Origin of the sequence: Neobacillus rhizosphaerae, assembly GCF_937468385.1 — a bacterium.
In the GTDB taxonomy this organism is placed as follows: domain Bacteria; phylum Bacillota; class Bacilli; order Bacillales; family Cytobacillaceae; genus Neobacillus; species Neobacillus rhizosphaerae.
The window spans coordinates 25,404-41,912 of record NZ_CALBWS010000035.1 but is presented as its reverse complement, the minus strand read 5'-3'; the positions used below and the strand labels follow the sequence as shown (position 1 = coordinate 41,912).

At 39.8% G+C, this 16,509-nt stretch carries 19 protein-coding genes; 10 read left to right on the top strand and 9 right to left on the bottom strand.

The features are described from left to right. Positions 1-207: 207 nt before the first annotated feature. The 6 genes from M5A78_RS20670 (at position 208) to M5A78_RS20645 (ending at position 4,895) form a co-directional block, all read left to right on the top strand. Positions 208-960 (top strand): nucleoside phosphorylase, encoded by a 753-nt coding sequence (locus M5A78_RS20670; RefSeq protein ID WP_248737174.1) that lies wholly within the window; start codon positions 208-210, stop codon positions 958-960. A gap of 15 nt (positions 961-975) precedes the next feature. Then, the gene (locus tag M5A78_RS20665) at positions 976-1,578 is read left to right on the top strand and encodes an ECF transporter S component (RefSeq protein ID WP_248737173.1); all 603 of its coding nucleotides are present in this window, start codon (positions 976-978) and stop codon (positions 1,576-1,578) included. A 33-nt stretch (positions 1,579-1,611) separates the two neighbouring features. Then, positions 1,612-2,379: an energy-coupling factor transporter transmembrane component T family protein gene (locus tag M5A78_RS20660; RefSeq protein WP_248737172.1), complete on the top strand. Its 768-nt coding sequence runs from the start codon at positions 1,612-1,614 to the stop codon at positions 2,377-2,379. Then, positions 2,376-3,227 (top strand): energy-coupling factor ABC transporter ATP-binding protein, encoded by an 852-nt coding sequence (locus M5A78_RS20655; RefSeq protein WP_248737171.1) that lies wholly within the window; start codon positions 2,376-2,378, stop codon positions 3,225-3,227. Before M5A78_RS20660 ends, M5A78_RS20655 begins: the two co-directional genes overlap by 4 nt. After that, positions 3,224-4,015 carry an energy-coupling factor ABC transporter ATP-binding protein gene (locus M5A78_RS20650; RefSeq protein WP_248737170.1) on the top strand — a complete coding sequence of 264 codons (792 nt, stop codon included), beginning with the start codon at positions 3,224-3,226 and terminating at the stop codon, positions 4,013-4,015. The genes M5A78_RS20655 and M5A78_RS20650 overlap by 4 nt, the downstream gene beginning before the upstream one ends. Before the next feature lie 658 nt (positions 4,016-4,673). Then, entirely contained in the window at positions 4,674-4,895 is a 222-nt protein-coding gene (locus M5A78_RS20645) for a hypothetical protein (protein WP_248737169.1), read from the top strand. A 123-nt stretch (positions 4,896-5,018) separates the two neighbouring features. Here M5A78_RS20645 and M5A78_RS20640 read toward each other — a convergent pair whose 3' ends face one another. From M5A78_RS20640 to M5A78_RS20620, 5 genes are all read right to left on the bottom strand, one after another. Beyond that, positions 5,019-6,092, bottom strand: a complete 1,074-nt coding sequence (locus M5A78_RS20640; protein ID WP_248737168.1) for an ABC transporter substrate-binding protein — start codon at positions 6,090-6,092, stop codon at positions 5,019-5,021. Next, on the bottom strand, positions 6,089-6,895 hold the full coding sequence (locus M5A78_RS20635) for an ABC transporter permease (RefSeq protein WP_248737167.1): 807 nt from the start codon (positions 6,893-6,895) through the stop codon (positions 6,089-6,091). Before M5A78_RS20635 ends, M5A78_RS20640 begins: the two co-directional genes overlap by 4 nt. Position 6,896: 1 nt before the next feature. Then, positions 6,897-7,700 (bottom strand): ABC transporter permease, encoded by an 804-nt coding sequence (locus M5A78_RS20630; protein WP_248737166.1) that lies wholly within the window; start codon positions 7,698-7,700, stop codon positions 6,897-6,899. Further along, positions 7,690-8,799, bottom strand: coding sequence for an ABC transporter ATP-binding protein (locus M5A78_RS20625; RefSeq protein WP_248737165.1), 1,110 nt, complete (start codon positions 8,797-8,799; stop codon positions 7,690-7,692). Before M5A78_RS20625 ends, M5A78_RS20630 begins: the two co-directional genes overlap by 11 nt. 171 nt (positions 8,800-8,970) lie before the next feature. After that, positions 8,971-9,483, bottom strand: coding sequence for a DoxX family protein (locus tag M5A78_RS20620; RefSeq protein ID WP_248737164.1), 513 nt, complete (start codon positions 9,481-9,483; stop codon positions 8,971-8,973). Between the two features lie 263 nt (positions 9,484-9,746). Here M5A78_RS20620 and M5A78_RS20615 point away from each other — a divergent pair, with 263 nt between their 5' ends. From M5A78_RS20615 to M5A78_RS20605, 3 genes are all read left to right on the top strand, one after another. Further along, positions 9,747-10,454, top strand: a complete 708-nt coding sequence (locus M5A78_RS20615) for an MBL fold metallo-hydrolase (protein WP_248737163.1) — start codon at positions 9,747-9,749, stop codon at positions 10,452-10,454. A 15-nt stretch (positions 10,455-10,469) separates the two neighbouring features. Then, on the top strand, positions 10,470-11,084 hold the full coding sequence (locus M5A78_RS20610) for a TetR/AcrR family transcriptional regulator (protein ID WP_248737162.1): 615 nt from the start codon (positions 10,470-10,472) through the stop codon (positions 11,082-11,084). Between the two features lie 532 nt (positions 11,085-11,616). Continuing rightward, entirely contained in the window at positions 11,617-12,225 is a 609-nt protein-coding gene (locus M5A78_RS20605) for an exonuclease domain-containing protein (RefSeq protein ID WP_248737161.1), read from the top strand. A gap of 171 nt (positions 12,226-12,396) precedes the next feature. On the opposite strand, the gene M5A78_RS20600 is transcribed toward M5A78_RS20605, so the two are convergent. Beyond that, entirely contained in the window at positions 12,397-13,485 is a 1,089-nt protein-coding gene (locus M5A78_RS20600; protein ID WP_248737160.1) for a citrate synthase/methylcitrate synthase, read from the bottom strand. A 107-nt stretch (positions 13,486-13,592) separates the two neighbouring features. Here M5A78_RS20600 and M5A78_RS20595 point away from each other — a divergent pair, with 107 nt between their 5' ends. Then, on the top strand, positions 13,593-14,471 hold the full coding sequence (locus tag M5A78_RS20595; protein WP_248737159.1) for a LysR family transcriptional regulator: 879 nt from the start codon (positions 13,593-13,595) through the stop codon (positions 14,469-14,471). A 111-nt stretch (positions 14,472-14,582) separates the two neighbouring features. Here the strand turns inward: M5A78_RS20595 and M5A78_RS20590 are convergent, their stop codons facing one another. The 3 genes from M5A78_RS20590 to M5A78_RS20580 all read right to left on the bottom strand — a co-directional run bounded on the left by M5A78_RS20590 (position 14,583) and on the right by M5A78_RS20580 (position 16,506). Beyond that, positions 14,583-15,017, bottom strand: coding sequence for a VOC family protein (locus M5A78_RS20590; RefSeq protein ID WP_248737158.1), 435 nt, complete (start codon positions 15,015-15,017; stop codon positions 14,583-14,585). A 194-nt stretch (positions 15,018-15,211) separates the two neighbouring features. Next, positions 15,212-15,736 carry a DinB family protein gene (locus M5A78_RS20585; RefSeq protein ID WP_248737157.1) on the bottom strand — a complete coding sequence of 175 codons (525 nt, stop codon included), beginning with the start codon at positions 15,734-15,736 and terminating at the stop codon, positions 15,212-15,214. A gap of 29 nt (positions 15,737-15,765) precedes the next feature. Then, the gene (locus tag M5A78_RS20580) at positions 15,766-16,506 is read right to left on the bottom strand and encodes a CPBP family intramembrane glutamic endopeptidase (protein ID WP_248737156.1); all 741 of its coding nucleotides are present in this window, start codon (positions 16,504-16,506) and stop codon (positions 15,766-15,768) included. Positions 16,507-16,509 lie beyond the last annotated feature (3 nt).

Genomic DNA, 16,509 nt, shown 5'->3' with positions numbered 1-16,509 from the left:
AGAGCAATCTCTTTTATTTCAAGAAAAAATAGGATATTATCCGCCCATTTACACTGAGAAAAACCTTCAAAGAGTAGTGTTCCACCTTGTTATGACACCGAGAATTTAGGAATCAATTTGGTTATCATGCATCTTCGCAACTCACATTTTTGATGTGTTACAGATTACTATTCCTCCCAATAAAAAAGCAAAGAGGAGCCAACTAATATGAAAAATAACCTACAGCCGCATATCAGAATTGGAAATGGGTATGAGGTGAAATACGCGTTACTACCAGGAGACCCAGGACGTGTCGACGAAGTGGCAAAATTTTTAGACCATAGTGAAGAACTTGCCTACAACCGGGAATACAAAACAATCATAGGCTCATATAATGGTGTCAAAATTTTCGTTTCCTCGACGGGAATTGGCGGAGTTTCCGCCGGAATTGCTATCGAAGAGTTAAAAAATATTGGCGTAAAAGTAATGATTCGTATCGGGAGCTGTGGTGCCCTGCAGCCGCATTTGCGTTTGGGTGATCTGGTAATTGCTTCCGGTGCCGTGAGAAATGATGGTGCTTCCTATGCCTATATTAACAAGGCTTATCCAGCCATCCCAGACCCCGAATTGCTCTTTCATGTGATGAATGCAGCCAAAAAGAATCGATCGACAAATCACACAGGTATTGTCAGATGTCATGACAGCTTTTATACTGATAAAGAACATGAAATTGACAAGTATTGGTCAGAAAAAGGAATTTTAGCTTCTGATATGGAAACAGCCGCATTATTTGTGATTGGTGGATTACGCGGAATTAAGACCGCTTCCATATTAAATGTCGTTGTCGAAAAAGAGGGGGATTTAGAAGGGGGAATCAATGATTACATTGATGAGAAAAACAATAGTAAACGTGGGGAAGAACAAGAGATTCTCACAGCACTCGAAGCGATTGTTTCCTATGAATCTATTTATAAAAATTAGAAGGGGGTTTTTTCAATGAAAAAACAAAGCATGTGGTCGTTACGTTTATCTACAGCCGCATTGGTTCTCATTCCTGTTGCGGTAGGTGTCAACTATATTGGTAAATTAATTGCAGCGTTCCTAAAACTGCCGCTATGGCTAGATTCCATCGGCACAGTCCTAGCAGCGATGTTGGGAGGCCCAATTGTCGGCGCTTTAGCCGGTGCGATTAATAATATTATTTATGGCTTTACCGATCCTATTTCCTTTGTTTATGCGATTACAAGTGTCGCAATTGGCTTGGCAGTCGGGATCCTATTTTTCAAAGGCTTTATTTCTAGCTGGCTGAAAGCGGTGGTTGCCGGTTTAATCATTGGACTTGTCGCAACGGTTGTTTCCACTCCGCTTAATATTGGGTTCTGGGGAGGACAAACAGGGAATGTTTGGGGTGATGCCTTATATGCTTTTGTTCTAGCAAAAACCGATTCTATTTGGCTGGCCTCGTTACTTGATGAACTGGTGGTCGACGTGCCAGATAAATTATTAGTTGTGCTCATTAGTTTTGGTATTTTCAAAGGATTACCACGAAATGTTGTGCAATTATATAACAATAATGAAAAAATAGAGACTTTAGATTAACCTCTTTTTGAAAATGAAAGCCGGTGAAGCTTTTTGAAATCGATTAGTTTGTATGTGGAAAGGGATTCGTTCATTCATGATGTCGATCCCATCACTAAACTCTTATATATACTCTTTGCTCTTATAATTCCGATTATTCTGCCATCATTCACAACCTCTTTCATATGTGTGGGAATTAGCATTGTGTTATTGATAGCGGCGAAAGTTATTCGAAAAACCATTCCTGTGTTTAGTTTTGTTTTTCTCGTGCTGATCACAGTCGTTATCATCCAAGGCTTGTTTAAACCGGAAAATGAGACCGCTCTCTTTCAAATTGGTCCAGTTGTCATGTATAAAGAAGGGCTGTTATATGCTTTGATGATTACGCTCCGGGTGACGAATATTGTCAGTTCCTTCATGATTTTGGTCCTGACAACGAAACCATCGGACCTTGTCGAGACGCTTGTTCGTAAAGGAATGTCGCCAAGAATCGGTTATGTTATTGTTTCTGTTTTCCAAATTATTCCTGAAATGATATCGAGCATGGGCACGATTATGGATGCGCAGAGGGCGAGAGGAATGGAGACGGAGGGGAATTTGTTCGTCCGAACCAAGGCTTTCTTACCGTTATTAGGACCGGTCATATTAGGGTCGCTCATTAACACCAAGGAACGGGCAATGGCACTGGAAGTGAGGGGGTTTAATTCCAGTGCCCCGAAAACGTATTTAAATGAGGAAAAAACCTATAACCATAGCAGAGTGATTCAGTCCGTAATGCTGCTGCTAGTAGTTTGTGCTGTAACGTGGAGGATTTTTGTATGAACAAAATAATTGTCCAAGGTCTCAAATATAAATATCCATTATCCGACATGCTAGCACTTGATGATATTTCGTTCCAAGTTAACGAAGGAGAATTTATCGGCATTATTGGTAAAAATTCATCAGGTAAATCGACGCTTTGCCAAGCACTCGTTGGTCTTGTTCCTCATTTTTATAAGGGAGCATATGGCGGAAAAGTCTTGGTTGCCGGGTTGGAAGTGAAAAATCATTCGCTTGCTGACATCTCTTTAAAGGTAGGAATGGTGTTCCAAAATCCGTTCACCCAGGTGACAGGTTCTAAAATGACGGTTTATGAGGAAATTGCCTTTGGGCTCGAGAATATCGGCGTACCTCGAAAAGAAATGATAGATCGGATTGACGACGTGTTAACGCTGCTTAAAATTGAGCACGTAAAGGATCATAATCCGTTTGACTTATCGGGTGGACAAATGCAGCGCATGGCAATTGCGAGCATCATCGCCATGAAGCCGGACATCCTGGTGCTGGATGAACCTACTTCCCAGCTCGACCCGGCGGGATCTGAGGAAGTATTCAACGCGATTCAAAGTCTAAGCAAACAGGGGATTACTGTTATACTGGCAGAGCATAAAATGGAGAAGGTTGCCCAGTATTGCGATCGAGTCTTACTACTCAATGACGGGAGAGTTGTGGATGTTGCTACTCCTGAAATAATCTTTTCAAGAGATGATTTGGAAACTTACGGTGTCTTGGCCCCCGTTTATACGAGAGTGTGTAGGGCTTTGGGTGTTAAAAAGGACGGCAGCGATTGTTATCCTGTTACCTTGGAAGCTGCGGAAAGAGTATTGAGGAAGGGGGTTCCACTTGTATGATAAAAGTATCCAACCTTTCCTTTTCGTATAAAAAGGGCGGAGCCCCCGTACTTGCGGGAATAAATTTGGAGTTTGATCAGCGTTCAACCGCTATTATCGGTCAAAATGGTGCTGGGAAAACGACGTTCGTCAAGTTGTTGAAGGGTTTGCTTAAACCGGATAATGGGGATATTTTGATTCATAACGTTAATGTGAAAATGAAAACCACAGCCGCCGAGATGGCTGGAACGATTGGGCTTGTTTTTCAAAATCCAAATGACCAGATTTTTAAACGGACGGTTTTGGAAGAAGTGATGTTCGGCCCGCTGAATATTAACATGGGTAAGATTATCGCAGAAAGACAGGCTATTCAGGCCTTAAAGATGGTTGAACTCGACGATAAACTAGAGATGAATCCCCATGATTTAAGTTTATCAGAGAAGAAACTGCTTTGTATTGCGTCCGTTGTTGCGATGGATACTGACATCATTATTCTTGATGAGCCGACGATTGCTCAGGACATTCATGGGAAGGAAAAGATTCGGGAAATCATCCAAGCGTTAAAGGATAAGCATAAACTCGTCATGACAATCATTCACGATATGGATTTTGTTGCAGAGAACTTTGAGCGAACGATTGTATTTAATGAAGGAAAGGTCCTTCTCGATGGAGATACAAGATACGTATTTTCACAGAAGGATATTTTAAGAGAAGCCAAAGTGGAAGCTCCCGGAATTACACAGTTGGCAGAGAAATTGGGATTTAAGCAAACGATTTTAACCGTTGAGGAATTTATTCAGATGAAATGAAGGGAGTCAGACACTAATTTAGTTAGTGTCTGACTGCTTTTTTTTGACTCTTTTTTCAGAGATTGTTGCGTTTATTTAAAATCATGGACGATCTGACCATTCCCCTTCGATTCGCTGATATATCATTAAAAGCGCTGATAAAAGCAACCTATTCGCTGATATATCATAAAAGTCGCTGATAAAAGCATCAAAGTCGCTGATATATCAAAAAAAGTCGCTGATAAAAGTTGGTTGAACTCGCTGATAAGCTGAATTTAGCAAGACCTTTTAGAAAAAAATGATGGAATTAGCATTAATCATCATAAAGCGAATAAAAATCCCCTCCTAATCAAAGGAATTAGGCAAATTTAGTTAGAAAAGCAACAGTATTTGCGAAAATAGCTTTTTCTTTTATATGGAAAAAGGGGCGGAGGACGCAAAAACGAATCAATTTTTCCTAACTGAACGAAAAATTAGGTGAAGCTCAACTTGGCTCACACTGCCTTTATTATGTTGGTGTACTACTTGATTGTTTTTAAGATGTAAGAGTTGTGTTTAAGGGGATTTGTCATATAATAGAATTATAGATGTTCATGAAATTGTCATAATTAATCCTGGATATAGTTCATATAGTGGAAAGTTAGCTAGTGGAATAGATCGTCTTGGGGAGGGAAATGAAATGTTTAAAGCAGCTGCTGCGGGTGTACTTGGGTTTATTCTGATTTTTATCGAATCGATGATTGTGATGAAGCTAAAAGGATATGCAACCATTGAATTTGGCGGATTAGCTCCCTTTATTAATGTTTGGGCGATGAACTTCTTCTTTGTCTTTGCCATCCTGACCCAATTAACAAATTGGTATGTAAATAGAGAAAGTTTAAAAGAAGATAACAGTTATTAAATGAAAAGCGTCACACTCTCGCTAACTGCGAAGAATGTGACGCTTTTTTGATGACAACTACATTTCCTTTTATTGGATAATGGTATCAGGCACCTTTTTCCTTTTATTGTAAAACTCGAATTGTTATTTTCGATGCATTTTAAATTGCAAGAATAACTCGTTGTAGTAGGCCAGGTTCTTTTTGCCAAGATTTTTATATACTTCTAGTTTTTCGGTCAGCTCTGGTGATGGATAGAACCGCTCATCGTTGACCACTTCTTTTGGCATGTATTTAAGAGCGCCTTTGTTAGGAGTAGAATAGCCGACGTACTCGGTATTTTTGGCAGCAACTTTAGGATCAAGCATGAAGTTAATGAATTTATGCGCTGCCTCGATATTTTTGGCTGTTTTAGGAATGACCATATTATCGAACCAAAGGTTGGAGCCTTCCTTTGGCACCACATAGTCCAAATCTTCATTCTGAGACATGATTTCTGAGGCATCTCCTGACCAGACAAGCCCAACGGATGCCTCGCGATTAGCGAGCAGCATCTTAATTTCATCACCGACAATCGCTTTGATATTTGGTGTGAGCGTGTCTAGCTTTTCCTTTGCTTCGATTAGATGTTGTTTGTTTGTATCATTTAGCGAATAGCCCAGGCTGTTCAATCCCATTCCGATCACTTCGCGGGCACCATCTGTTAACAAGATTTTATTTTTTAAATTAGAAGCCCAAAGGTCATTCCAACTGGTGATTTTCTTGCCATGGAGCATTTTTGGATTGTAAACGATGCCGACAGTTCCCCAGAAATAAGGGATGGAATATTTATTCTGTGGATCAAACGGCAGATCCATAAACCGGTTATCAATATATTTTAAGTTGGGCAGCTTCGAATGATCCAACGGAATGAGCAAATGCTCGTGACGCATTTTATCAATCATATATTCAGAAGGAATGGCGATATCATAATTCGTGCCGCCTTGCTCGATTTTGGTCATCATCGACTCATTAGAATCGAATGTTTCATAGATGACCTTAATCCCTGTTTCTTTTTCAAAACGTTTGATTATATCAGGATCAATATAGTCGCCCCAGTTAAAAACCGTTAACGTGTTGCTACCGGTATAACCCTGCGAGCTGTTCAAACTCGAAATCGCATAAAGCAGCACGGCCGAGACGACTGCAATGACAAGAAAAAAACGGACTAGTTTATTCATCGTTTGCGAACCCCCATTCCGCTAGGCTTGTTACGCTGGGTAATAAAGTAATAAATCACTACAAGCAGCAGCGTAAATAGGAACAACAGGGCGGACAGGGCATTAATATTTAAGGAAATCCCCCGTCGTGCTAAGGAATAAATCTCAACCGAAAGCGTGGAAAAACCATTCCCGGTTACAAAAAAGGTTACGGCAAAATCATCTAAGGAGTATGTTAAGGCCATAAAGAAACCGGCAAAGATTCCGGGTGTAATAAACGGGATAATCACCTTTGTCATTACGTTCCAACTGCTTGCCCCTAAATCCCGGGCAGCATCAATCAGGGTCGGGCTCATCTCCATTAATTTTGGCAGTACCATCAGGACGACAATCGGAATGCTAAAAGCAATATGGGACAAAAGCACGGAATAGAATCCAAGTTTGATCCCTGCCATCGTGAACAAAATCAAGAATGAAGCCCCAATAATAACATCTGGGCTGACAATCAGAACATTGTTTAAGGATAACAAGGTATTTTTTGTTTGTCTTTTTTTAGCATTGTGTATAGCTAATGCTCCAAGCACACCAATAATCGTAGAAAAAAGTGCGGATAAAAAAGCAACTACGACTGTATTTAGGACAATGATTAGTAGCCTTGTATCTTGAAAAAGCTCTCGATACCATTCTAATGAGAAGCCTTTAAAATTATACATCGTATCTCCACTGTTGAAGGAGAAGATAACCAGAAAGAATATCGGTGCATATAGGATGAAAAAGATGACCGCTAAAAAGAATTTTGATAAAGGGGTTATTTTTTTATCCATCTTACACACCTCGCTTTCGAGTACCAGTTACGAGCATAATCAGAACCATAATAATTATTAAAAAGACAGCAATCGTGGAACCCATGCCCCAATCCTGCGTCACGAGAAAGTGCTGCTCTATTGACGTACCAAGTGTGATGACACGGTTACCAGCGATCAGTCTTGTCAGCATGAACAAGGAAAGGGCCGGGATGAATACGACCTGGCAGCCGGATTTTACCCCATCGATAGTCAACGGAAAAATGATCCGGCGAAATGTCGTCCATTTGGAGGCACCTAAATCACTGGCTGCATCCAAAAGGGTTGGATTCAATTCATCTAATGCGTTAAAAATCGGCAAGATCATGAATGGGATAAAAATATATACCGATACAAACACGAAGCTGAAATCAGTAAATAAGATTTGCCGTGACCCGATGCCAATCATTTTTAAGAAGCTGTTAGCCGCTCCATATGTACCAAAAATACCAATGAAGGCATAAGCTTTTAACAGTAAATTAATCCACGATGGGACAATAATTAATAACAGCCATAATTGTTTATGTCTGGTTTTTGTTAACAAATAAGCTGTTGGATAAGAGATCAACAGTGAAATTGCTGTAATTAAAAATGCATACCAAAACGAACTGATCGTCATTTTTAAATAAACGGGTGTGAAAAACTTTTGATAATTGATGAATGAAAAATTCCCCTCAATATCAAAAAACGAATAGTAAAGTACAAGTAAAATAGGCACGATTACAAAAAGAAGAATCCAAAGTAGATAAGGAATTCGATAGAGGCTGCGGGTTAATTTATTTTCCATGGCGGTCCACATCCGCATATGTTTCTAAACGGCGATCGAATTCTTCCTCTGTTTCGCCATGGCGCATAACATGAATCGCTTCCGGATCAAAATAAAGCCCTATTTCATCTCCTACGGTTGCCTTCTTCGTGGAATGGACAAGCCACTCATTTTCATCCTTATCGTAGCAGCTGATTTCATAATGGACACCTCGGAACAGTTGGGAATCAACGCGTACCTGCAATTTGCCACGTTCTAAAGTTGTAATTTCCAAATCCTCGGGACGGATAATAATTTCCACTGGTTCGTTCTCGTTAAAGCCCTTGTCGACACATTCAAACTCCCTGCCGACAAATTCTACTCGATAATCCTTCATCATTCTGCCATTAACTATATTGGATTCGCCAATGAAATCGGCGACAAAGCGGTTAATCGGCTCATCATAAATATCGGTTGGTGTGCCACTTTGCTGGATTTTCCCTTTATTGATGACAAAAATCTCATCTGACATCGCCAAGGCTTCCTCTTGGTCGTGTGTCACAAAGATAAAGGTAATCCCAAGGCGACGCTGCAACTCACGGAGTTCATACTGCATTTCGGTACGCAGCTTTAAATCTAGGGCTGAGAGTGGCTCATCGAGAAGGATTACTTCCGGCTCGTTTACAATCGCTCGGGCGATAGCCACACGCTGGCGCTGACCGCCAGACATTTCCCTTATTTCTCTGTTTTCATAGCCAGTAAGGTTAACAAAGCTGAGAGCTTCCTTCACTTTTCGTTCTATTTCAGCGTTCTTCAATTTCTTGATTCGTAATCCGAACGCCACGTTCTCAAAAACATTTAAATGAGGAAAGAGTGCATAATCTTGAAAAACCGTATTTACCTGCCGTTTATTGGCGGGAATATCATTGATTTTTTTTTCGTTAAAATAAATCTCTCCCTTGGAAGGTTCGATAAATCCAGCGATTAACCTTAGTATCGTTGTCTTACCGCATCCAGAGGGGCCGAGGAGTGTATAGAATTTTCCGCGTTCAATCTCAAAGCTTACATCGTCAAGAACAGGCGGATCGTTATCATATTGCTTGGTTACATTATTAAATTGAATAATAGCAGCATTTGTCATGGCAGCCACCCCCGTATAAAAAATTATTTTTCTCTTTGTTGATTCGGGAACAATTATACAGGATGTGTCTAAAAATTCAATAATTGTTTATTTATTTACAATAAAAAGGCAGGTTTAGTAGAAAAAAAACCTCCTTCTCGGGAAGGAGAAGGAGGCGCTTTTAGTTATTGACTAACCGTTTTGTTTCACTGGTTTGTAACCTTTAAATACGGTGGTGCGGATGAATGGAATCACCCAGCGGTCGAGACCAATGCGACCTGCGTTATAGCCTGCGAAAAGAATAATGGCTCCGATAAATAGGTCTGTTGGAATGTGAGATACTGTTCCAGCTAAGAAGAATGCATAGTTCATAACAAGTCCGAAGAACATTGCTGCTGTTGTTAAGCAGCCAAGAATTAGTCCTAATCCGATTAAAAATTCTCCAACAGGAACGATTGTGTTGAAAATGTCAACGTTTGGTAATGCAAAACCTTTTAGGAATTCAACATACCAGCCGTATACTACACCACCATCTGGACCCTTTACTGGATTAGCAATTACTGCCTTTAAATATCCAGAAGCATCAAAACCACCACTTGTAAGCTTACCCCATCCTGCAGTTAACCAAGAATAACCAAGATATAAGCGAAGAACTGTTAAAATTCCAGCAGCAACTTTATTTTCTCTTAACCAATTGACAACCATGTGAAACACTCCTTTTAGTAAATAAGATTTATATATTAAGTACATTGTTAATATAACAAATTTATTTTGAATTGAGGATAGTTTGTTCGGTAGTTCACATATCTGTAAAAATGTTTTGAACAATTTGTTACATGCCGCCAGTGAAAACCTTTGAATTCGGTTTTTAATAAAAAACAGTAAAAGATGGAAAGAAAAATGTTGATTTAACTAATATCATTAGTTAAAATAAAACTAACGATATTAGTTAAAAGGAGATGATAATAATGAGAATGATCAAAAATGGGTTCTTGTATCAAGTGACTTTTATGGCGAGTGTTTTTCCGGTCAATTGCTATTTGGTCGAGGAAGAGGATGGAGTAACCTTGATTGATGCGGCACTTGGCTTTTGTACGAAAGGGATATTGAAGGCTGCTGAATCTATTGGGAAGCCGATTACAAAAATTATTTTAACCCATGCTCATGAGGATCATGTCGGTGCGTTAGATTCGTTAAAGGAATGGTTACCAGAGGTACCGGTTTATATTTCAGTTCGAGATCACAGATTAATGAATAATGACCGTTCCCTTGATCTACATGAAGAACAAACACCTATTAAAGGTGGAGTGCCAAAGAATTTAAAAACAAGAGCGAATGTATTATTGAAGGAAGGCGACTTGATTGGTTCTTTAACCGCAATCGAGACTCCAGGTCATACGCCAGGCTCCATGTCGTTTTTAGATTTGCGTACAAAGTCATTGATTGCGGGTGATGCCTTCCAAACTAGAGGAGGCATCGCGGTGGCAGGTGATATAAAGCCCTTGTTCCCATTTCCATCATTCGGAACGTGGAGTAAGAAAACAGCGTTGGGGAGTGCAAAAAAATTATTGGGTTACGAACCAAAGCTTCTTGCGGTTGGCCACGGAGAAATGATGGAGAATCCTGTTAATGCGATGGAGCAGGCGATTAAAAATTTAGAACGGAAAATAGGATAAGGAGTAGTTATTATTATGTCACCAAGACCAAAAATTGGACTCGATTTAACGACGATACTTGAATCAGCAGGGGAAATTGCTAACAAACAGGGCATGCAGGAGGTTACACTGGCAAACCTTGCAAAGAAATTAGGCATCCGCCCTCCCTCACTTTATAACCATTTTGATGGATTGCCTGGATTAAGGAAAAAGTTGGCGATATACGGGATTGAAAAGATTTATGAGGCTATGGCTAATGCAGCAATCGGGGTGTCAGGCACCGAAGCCGTACTTGCAATTAGTCAGGCATATGTCAATTTCGCCCGTATGAATCCTGGGGTTTATGAAGCGGCCTTGATGGCACCAGACCCAGAAGATGAGGAGTTCCAGCTAGCTGGAGCAAGGGTCGTTGACCTTTCCATTCGGGTGTTACAGGCCTATCATTTGGAAGGGGACTATGCTCTACATGCCGTAAGGGGATTACGTAGTATTTTACATGGTTTTTCTGCTCTAGAGCAAAAAGGCGGATTCAAGCTTTCATTGGATTTGGATGAGAGCTTGATGATTATTATGAAGGCATTTCTAGCAGGGATTGGTGAACAACAAAATTTCAATGAGGGAGCCCTCTTGACGACCGAAACCGGAGTTTAAAAAGAGAAACGGTAGTTAATAAAGGTTATTGGCGACCGCAACCGTGAAAGAAGAGACGGAACGGTAGCCAATAAGGGGTATTGGTGACCGCAAACATGAAAAAAGAGACAGGGTGGTAGCCAATAAGGTGTATTGGTGACCGCAAACATGAAAAAAGAGACAGGGTGGTAGCCAATAAGGTGTATTGGTGACCGAAACCGAGAAAAAAAAGACAGGGTGGTAGCCAATAAGGTGTATTGGTGACCGCAAACATGAAAAAAGAGACGGAACGGTAGCCAATAAGGTGTATTAGTGACCGAAACCGTGAAAAAAGAGACAGAGTGGTAGCCAATAAGGTGTATTGGCGACCGAAACCGCGAAAAGAGTGACAGAGCGGTCTCTAACAAGAGTTATTGGAGACCGAAACAATGAAAGAAGACTGAAAATGGTCTTCTTTTTTGACATACACATAGGAGAGGGACATTTTGGAGATGTAATAGTTAGGCAAGCTTTGTTATAATAGGGAAAACTTAAGAATTAAGGGATGATTACTGTGCGGAAGTCTGAAAAATTTGGTTTGTTATTGGATGTCGAGACAACAGGGTTAGGCCCCACCACAGATGAAGTAATAGAACTAGCCTTGAAACTCTTTTCCTATCGAACAGATACCGGCGAAATCACTGATATTATTGAGGAAGACTCCTTTTTAAGAGAGCCGCTTTCAAATTCAGCAAGGAGGAATTATGACCGAGCCTTTCAAATACACGGAATCCCCTATGAGCTAGTAAAAGGGAAAAGCTTTTATGATGGAAAAATAAATACGTATTTTCATCGTGCTGATTCTGTTTTTGCTCATAATGCTTCGTTTGACCGCAGCTTTCTTTATCACATGTATCCGGAAGTCAACGATTTGAAGTGGTATTGCACGATGAGAAATATCCCTTGGAAAAACTATGGCTTCCCAAATGGCAAACTCCTAACCCTATTGCAAGCACATAATATCACAAATTATCAAACACATAGAGCAATGGATGACATTACATACCTAATGGAACTTCTCAAGAAAACGAATCCAAATGGCATTCCCTATCTTCAAGAGGTCCTTGAAAAAGGGCCGATGAGAAAATATCAGCCAGCCAGCTCACGAACAAGAATGGGTTAAAAATAAACATTAGATTTGTTTCAAATCATCTAATCTAGAATAAAGAAAAAAGACAGTTTCTCAACGTGTTTTATTCACATTAAGAGACTGTCTTTTTGGAGTGGACAAAATCGTGTTTTGTCCACGGGTGGTGCCTGACACCATAAACCCTATTTACACTATAAACACCATTTATTTGAATGATCCATTATATTTTGCTTGAGGTCTGTAGATGGTATTGTTTTCGGCCTGTTCTAGGACATGTGCTGTCCATCCGACGATTCTGCTTGCGGTAAAGGTTGGGGTGAATAGTTCTGCATCCATGTTGATGGCTTTCATGATGGCAGCGGCATAAAATTCTACGTTTGTATAAAGCGCTCGGCCAGGTTTCAGTTCTTCTAATACCTTCACAGCCGTGCTTTCTACATCCATGGCTAGGTCAAGCCATTCATCCTCACCAACCAACTCCATTAGCTTTGCCTTCAAAGAAATGGCTCTAGGGTCGTGAGTTTTATAGACTCTGTGCCCAAAACCCATTAATTTTTCTCCGTTTGTTACCTTATCTCTTAAAACTTTTTCTGCATCTCCGACCAAGGCAATCTCATTAAGAAGCTCGATGACGCCTGAGGGAGCGCCGCCATGAAGTGGACCTTTCATTGTACCGATTGCAGAGGTGATAGCGGAAACTATATCTGACTCAGTAGATGCTGTAACCCTTGCTGAAAAGGTAGAGGCGTTCATTCCATGTTCAAGGGTTAGAATTATATACGTTTCGAGTGCTTCAACATGGGCAGCGTTAGGCATCCTTCCACTTAGCATATACAAGTAATTTTCAACATGGTCTAAATCATTCCAGTGTGGAACGAACTTTTTCCCTGCTAACTGTCTTTTTCGATAGGCAATAATCGTAGGTACCAAGGCGGTTAACCGGATTGCCTGTGAGACACTAGGCTTCCAACCATAATTGGAATTACCGCTTTCTGCAGAAATGGCGGTTCTAATAACACTCATTAAATCCATGCCCGGCGGAAGTTGGTCGATTATTACCTTTACATATTCGGGCAGATCACGATTACATTTTAACTCGTCTTTCAGCGCACTTAACTGTTCAGCATCCGGGAAGTTACCATACCAAAGAAGATAGGCGGCTTCTTCAAAAGAAAATCTTTTCGTAATCTCCCTAATTTCATACCCCCGATAAAATAACTTTCCATTATCCCCATCTATATGACTGATTAATGTTTCCGCTGCAACAATTCCTTTCAAACCTTTTTGGATCATTAATATTACTCCTTTCCTTATTTACTGTTATTTTATAAAATAAACACAATTAAGAAAATTGAATATTATTAAAGTGATTGATTAATATTTTTAATAAGGAGGAAAACATGGAATTTCAGTGGTTAAACACATTTATTACTGCTGCAGATTGCGGAAATTTTAGAAGAACTGCCGAACTTTTATATATTTCACAGCCTTCCGTAACGGTCCATATAAAACAGCTAGAAAAAGAGCTGGGTACCCCATTGTTTAATCGAGTAGGGAAAAAAATAAAATTGACAGAAGAGGGGAAAAGATATTTAGTTCATGCAAAGAGATTACTAGAGGTTTATCAACGTGGTCTAGAGGATTTATCTTCCTTTAGTCAAGGATACACGAGGAAATTGTCACTAGGCATTTCACCTCTAATCGCAGATACCATCTTACCCTACGTATTAAAAAGCTATACAAATCAGTATCCGGAAGTAGAAATTTCAATCAAAATTATTGAATCAGTTGATATTGAACAGGCAGTTTTAAGGGAAGAAATAGATTTGGGGCTGTCGTGCTTAAACAGTAGTTATCCAAGTTTGATTTGTGAGCTTTTATATAATGATAGAGTCATTTTGGTAGCTCCGCATGATGGGAGAGATGCTGAATCAGCACCCCCATTAGACGAAGAAGAAGTGTTAACAACTAATTATCTATTAACCCACAACCATCCTGGTTATTGGGATCTTCTTTGTAGGCTGGTAAAAAGTAAATATCCAAGTGTGAGGATGATGAAAGTATCTCAAGTCCATATTACGAAAAGGTTTATTGTTGAGGGGTTGGGAGTATCCTTCTTACCAACGTCAACGGTAAGAAGAGAATTATTAGAAGGCAGATTGTTAGAGATAAATTGTGAGTCTATCAATTTACCTGAAGCTAATACATATGCCATTATGAAGTACGACCATTCCAAACAAAAAGAATTTCTAAAATTTATCTCTAACTATCACTTGTAATGAAGTTTTTTTCTGTAACTAATTAAGGAAAAACGAAGAACGGCACTGCTGCAAACCATAAGAACAGAGCCGTTCTATCATATTTTTTTATATTAACAATATGCGTCCCAATTATAAATTCATTTGTTGCCCTTCCGTGAAAATTTGGAAGGTAATCCCGAACTTGTCTGTTACACTACCATAAGCAGGGCTAAAGAAGGTTTCTTGTAGCGGCATGTCGACTTTACCGCCTTCCTTTAAGGCATCAAAAAATTTATGAGACTTTTCAGCATCGTCCGTTGAAATACATATGGTAACTTGATTTCCGCTTTGATGAGGTTGACCAGGAAACGTATCAGAAAACATAAGCTCTGTTTCACCCACTTTTAATGTCGCATGGCTTACTAGGTCCTTTGCTTCCGATGGAAGAGGAAATTCAGGATTTTCCGGCATTTCCCCGAAAGATTGAGAAAAAAGAACCTGTGCATCCAATGCATTTTCGTAAAATTGAATCGCTTCTTTTGCATTTCCATTCATCACTAAATAGGGAATTAATCGTAATGTCATGAATAATCATCTCCTTGATTTATTAGGTATTTTTCCTGTTATGGTTAACCTTCAGAAAACCAGACTTTCAATCGTCATTTTCAATGGAAAGGCCTAGATCCTATTATTACCCATAATATGATTATAAAACCAAGAACGTACGTTTGCAATATAAAGTTTGTTGCTTTACACTATTTTTACAATGAAAACACGGTTTATTTCAACGCAGAAAGGTATCTTTCATTTAAAATATTAAGATGATGGATGGCATGTCCTGCGATAATGTAGGCGATGGCACGGGGGGTGACCTCCGTATTATTGGCGAAACCTACTTTTGCCCAAGCCTTTTCCGACATATTCTGAATTAACGTAATGGTGGCATTTCGTACAGCTGCAAAGTCATCGAGGATGTTTTTGATCGAAAGGTTATTGAACTCGGCTTCTGCAATATAATCGTTCTCGTTAAATCCAGCCAAAGGGGTTTGGTCACCACGGCCAATTCTCAGCAGGCGGTAACTCATGATTCTTTCAGTATCTGCCATATGGCCAAGCACTTCTTTGATGCTCCATTTACCAGGGGCATAACGGAAATCACCGTCACCTACCGATATTCCTTCAAATAGTGCAACAGTCTCTGCTAGATTTTCATTCAAAACCGATAATAGGTCACCTTCAGGAACCAGATTAACATAGGGCACATAGTATTCGGGGTACTCACTTGTTTGTGGACGTTGAAACATTTCATTCTCTCCCTTCTAATCTTGCAGCATTATTCACCCTTCACGTTAAAGACATTAGGGGATTCCGCCACTTTATTCATTTTTTCAAAGAAATGCCATACAAGGTGGAACAATATATGGCAAAGGATGGCGGCCGCTAACCCCTCACTCCAATATAACCAGCCACAGAATAATCCTACCATAATATTCATACTATTCGAATAGATTAGGAGCGTTTTTGTGATTTTTACTTTCATTTGGTAAATTGCCGGTAAGTGAACAAGAGCGAAAAGGATAGCAGCAACGAGGTTTCCAATCCCCAATGCAATGAGTTGGTTATCGATAACATGGTTCCCTAGCCAAACGATAAAACTCATTAATCCAAAGCGGAATACCACTTCCTCCACAATCCCTCCATAAAATAGACGAGTAAAGATACCGAGTTGTTTCCTCGAATGTTCCACTTTTACGATTGTTTCCTTATCTACCTTTTTAATAAAATAACCATAGTAATAGGCAACATGAACGAGGGCGCAAACCAAACCAAGCAAAAGACTTGTTTCGTTGATCCCAGCGAAAGAAGGCTTTGTAAAACCAGCTTTGCTATAGAAAAAGACTCCTAAAACCGCAAATGGAACAGCCATGATGAAATGGTTCAACATCCGTACCCAAAATGGTCGGATTTTTTCGTCTGGCAGAAAATCATTGATTAGTTTCTTCTCGCTAAACACCATTAGGATAATTCCTGGAAGAATTAAAGCAACCATAATCAAGATTTCTACAATTCTCATATA

Bases quoted from the DNA above. Each gene is read 5' to 3' on its own strand.
- M5A78_RS20670 (WP_248737174.1), top strand. From the start codon at position 208: ATGAAAAATAACCTACAGCCGCATATCAGAATTGGAAATGGGTATGAG.
- M5A78_RS20665 (WP_248737173.1), top strand. From the start codon at position 976: ATGAAAAAACAAAGCATGTGGTCGTTACGTTTATCTACAGCCGCATTG.
- M5A78_RS20655 (WP_248737171.1), top strand. From the start codon at position 2,376: ATGAACAAAATAATTGTCCAAGGTCTCAAATATAAATATCCATTATCC.
- M5A78_RS20650 (WP_248737170.1), top strand. From the start codon at position 3,224: ATGATAAAAGTATCCAACCTTTCCTTTTCGTATAAAAAGGGCGGAGCC.
- M5A78_RS20645 (WP_248737169.1), top strand. From the start codon at position 4,674: ATGTTTAAAGCAGCTGCTGCGGGTGTACTTGGGTTTATTCTGATTTTT.
- M5A78_RS20640 (WP_248737168.1), bottom strand. From the start codon at position 6,092: ATGAATAAACTAGTCCGTTTTTTTCTTGTCATTGCAGTCGTCTCGGCC.
- M5A78_RS20635 (WP_248737167.1), bottom strand. From the start codon at position 6,895: ATGGATAAAAAAATAACCCCTTTATCAAAATTCTTTTTAGCGGTCATC.
- M5A78_RS20630 (WP_248737166.1), bottom strand. From the start codon at position 7,700: ATGGAAAATAAATTAACCCGCAGCCTCTATCGAATTCCTTATCTACTT.
- M5A78_RS20625 (WP_248737165.1), bottom strand. From the start codon at position 8,799: ATGACAAATGCTGCTATTATTCAATTTAATAATGTAACCAAGCAATAT.
- M5A78_RS20620 (WP_248737164.1), bottom strand. From the start codon at position 9,483: ATGGTTGTCAATTGGTTAAGAGAAAATAAAGTTGCTGCTGGAATTTTA.
- M5A78_RS20615 (WP_248737163.1), top strand. From the start codon at position 9,747: ATGAGAATGATCAAAAATGGGTTCTTGTATCAAGTGACTTTTATGGCG.
- M5A78_RS20610 (WP_248737162.1), top strand. From the start codon at position 10,470: ATGTCACCAAGACCAAAAATTGGACTCGATTTAACGACGATACTTGAA.
- M5A78_RS20600 (WP_248737160.1), bottom strand. From the start codon at position 13,485: ATGATCCAAAAAGGTTTGAAAGGAATTGTTGCAGCGGAAACATTAATC.
- M5A78_RS20595 (WP_248737159.1), top strand. From the start codon at position 13,593: ATGGAATTTCAGTGGTTAAACACATTTATTACTGCTGCAGATTGCGGA.
- M5A78_RS20590 (WP_248737158.1), bottom strand. From the start codon at position 15,017: ATGACATTACGATTAATTCCCTATTTAGTGATGAATGGAAATGCAAAA.
- M5A78_RS20585 (WP_248737157.1), bottom strand. From the start codon at position 15,736: ATGTTTCAACGTCCACAAACAAGTGAGTACCCCGAATACTATGTGCCC.
- M5A78_RS20580 (WP_248737156.1), bottom strand. From the start codon at position 16,506: ATGAGAATTGTAGAAATCTTGATTATGGTTGCTTTAATTCTTCCAGGA.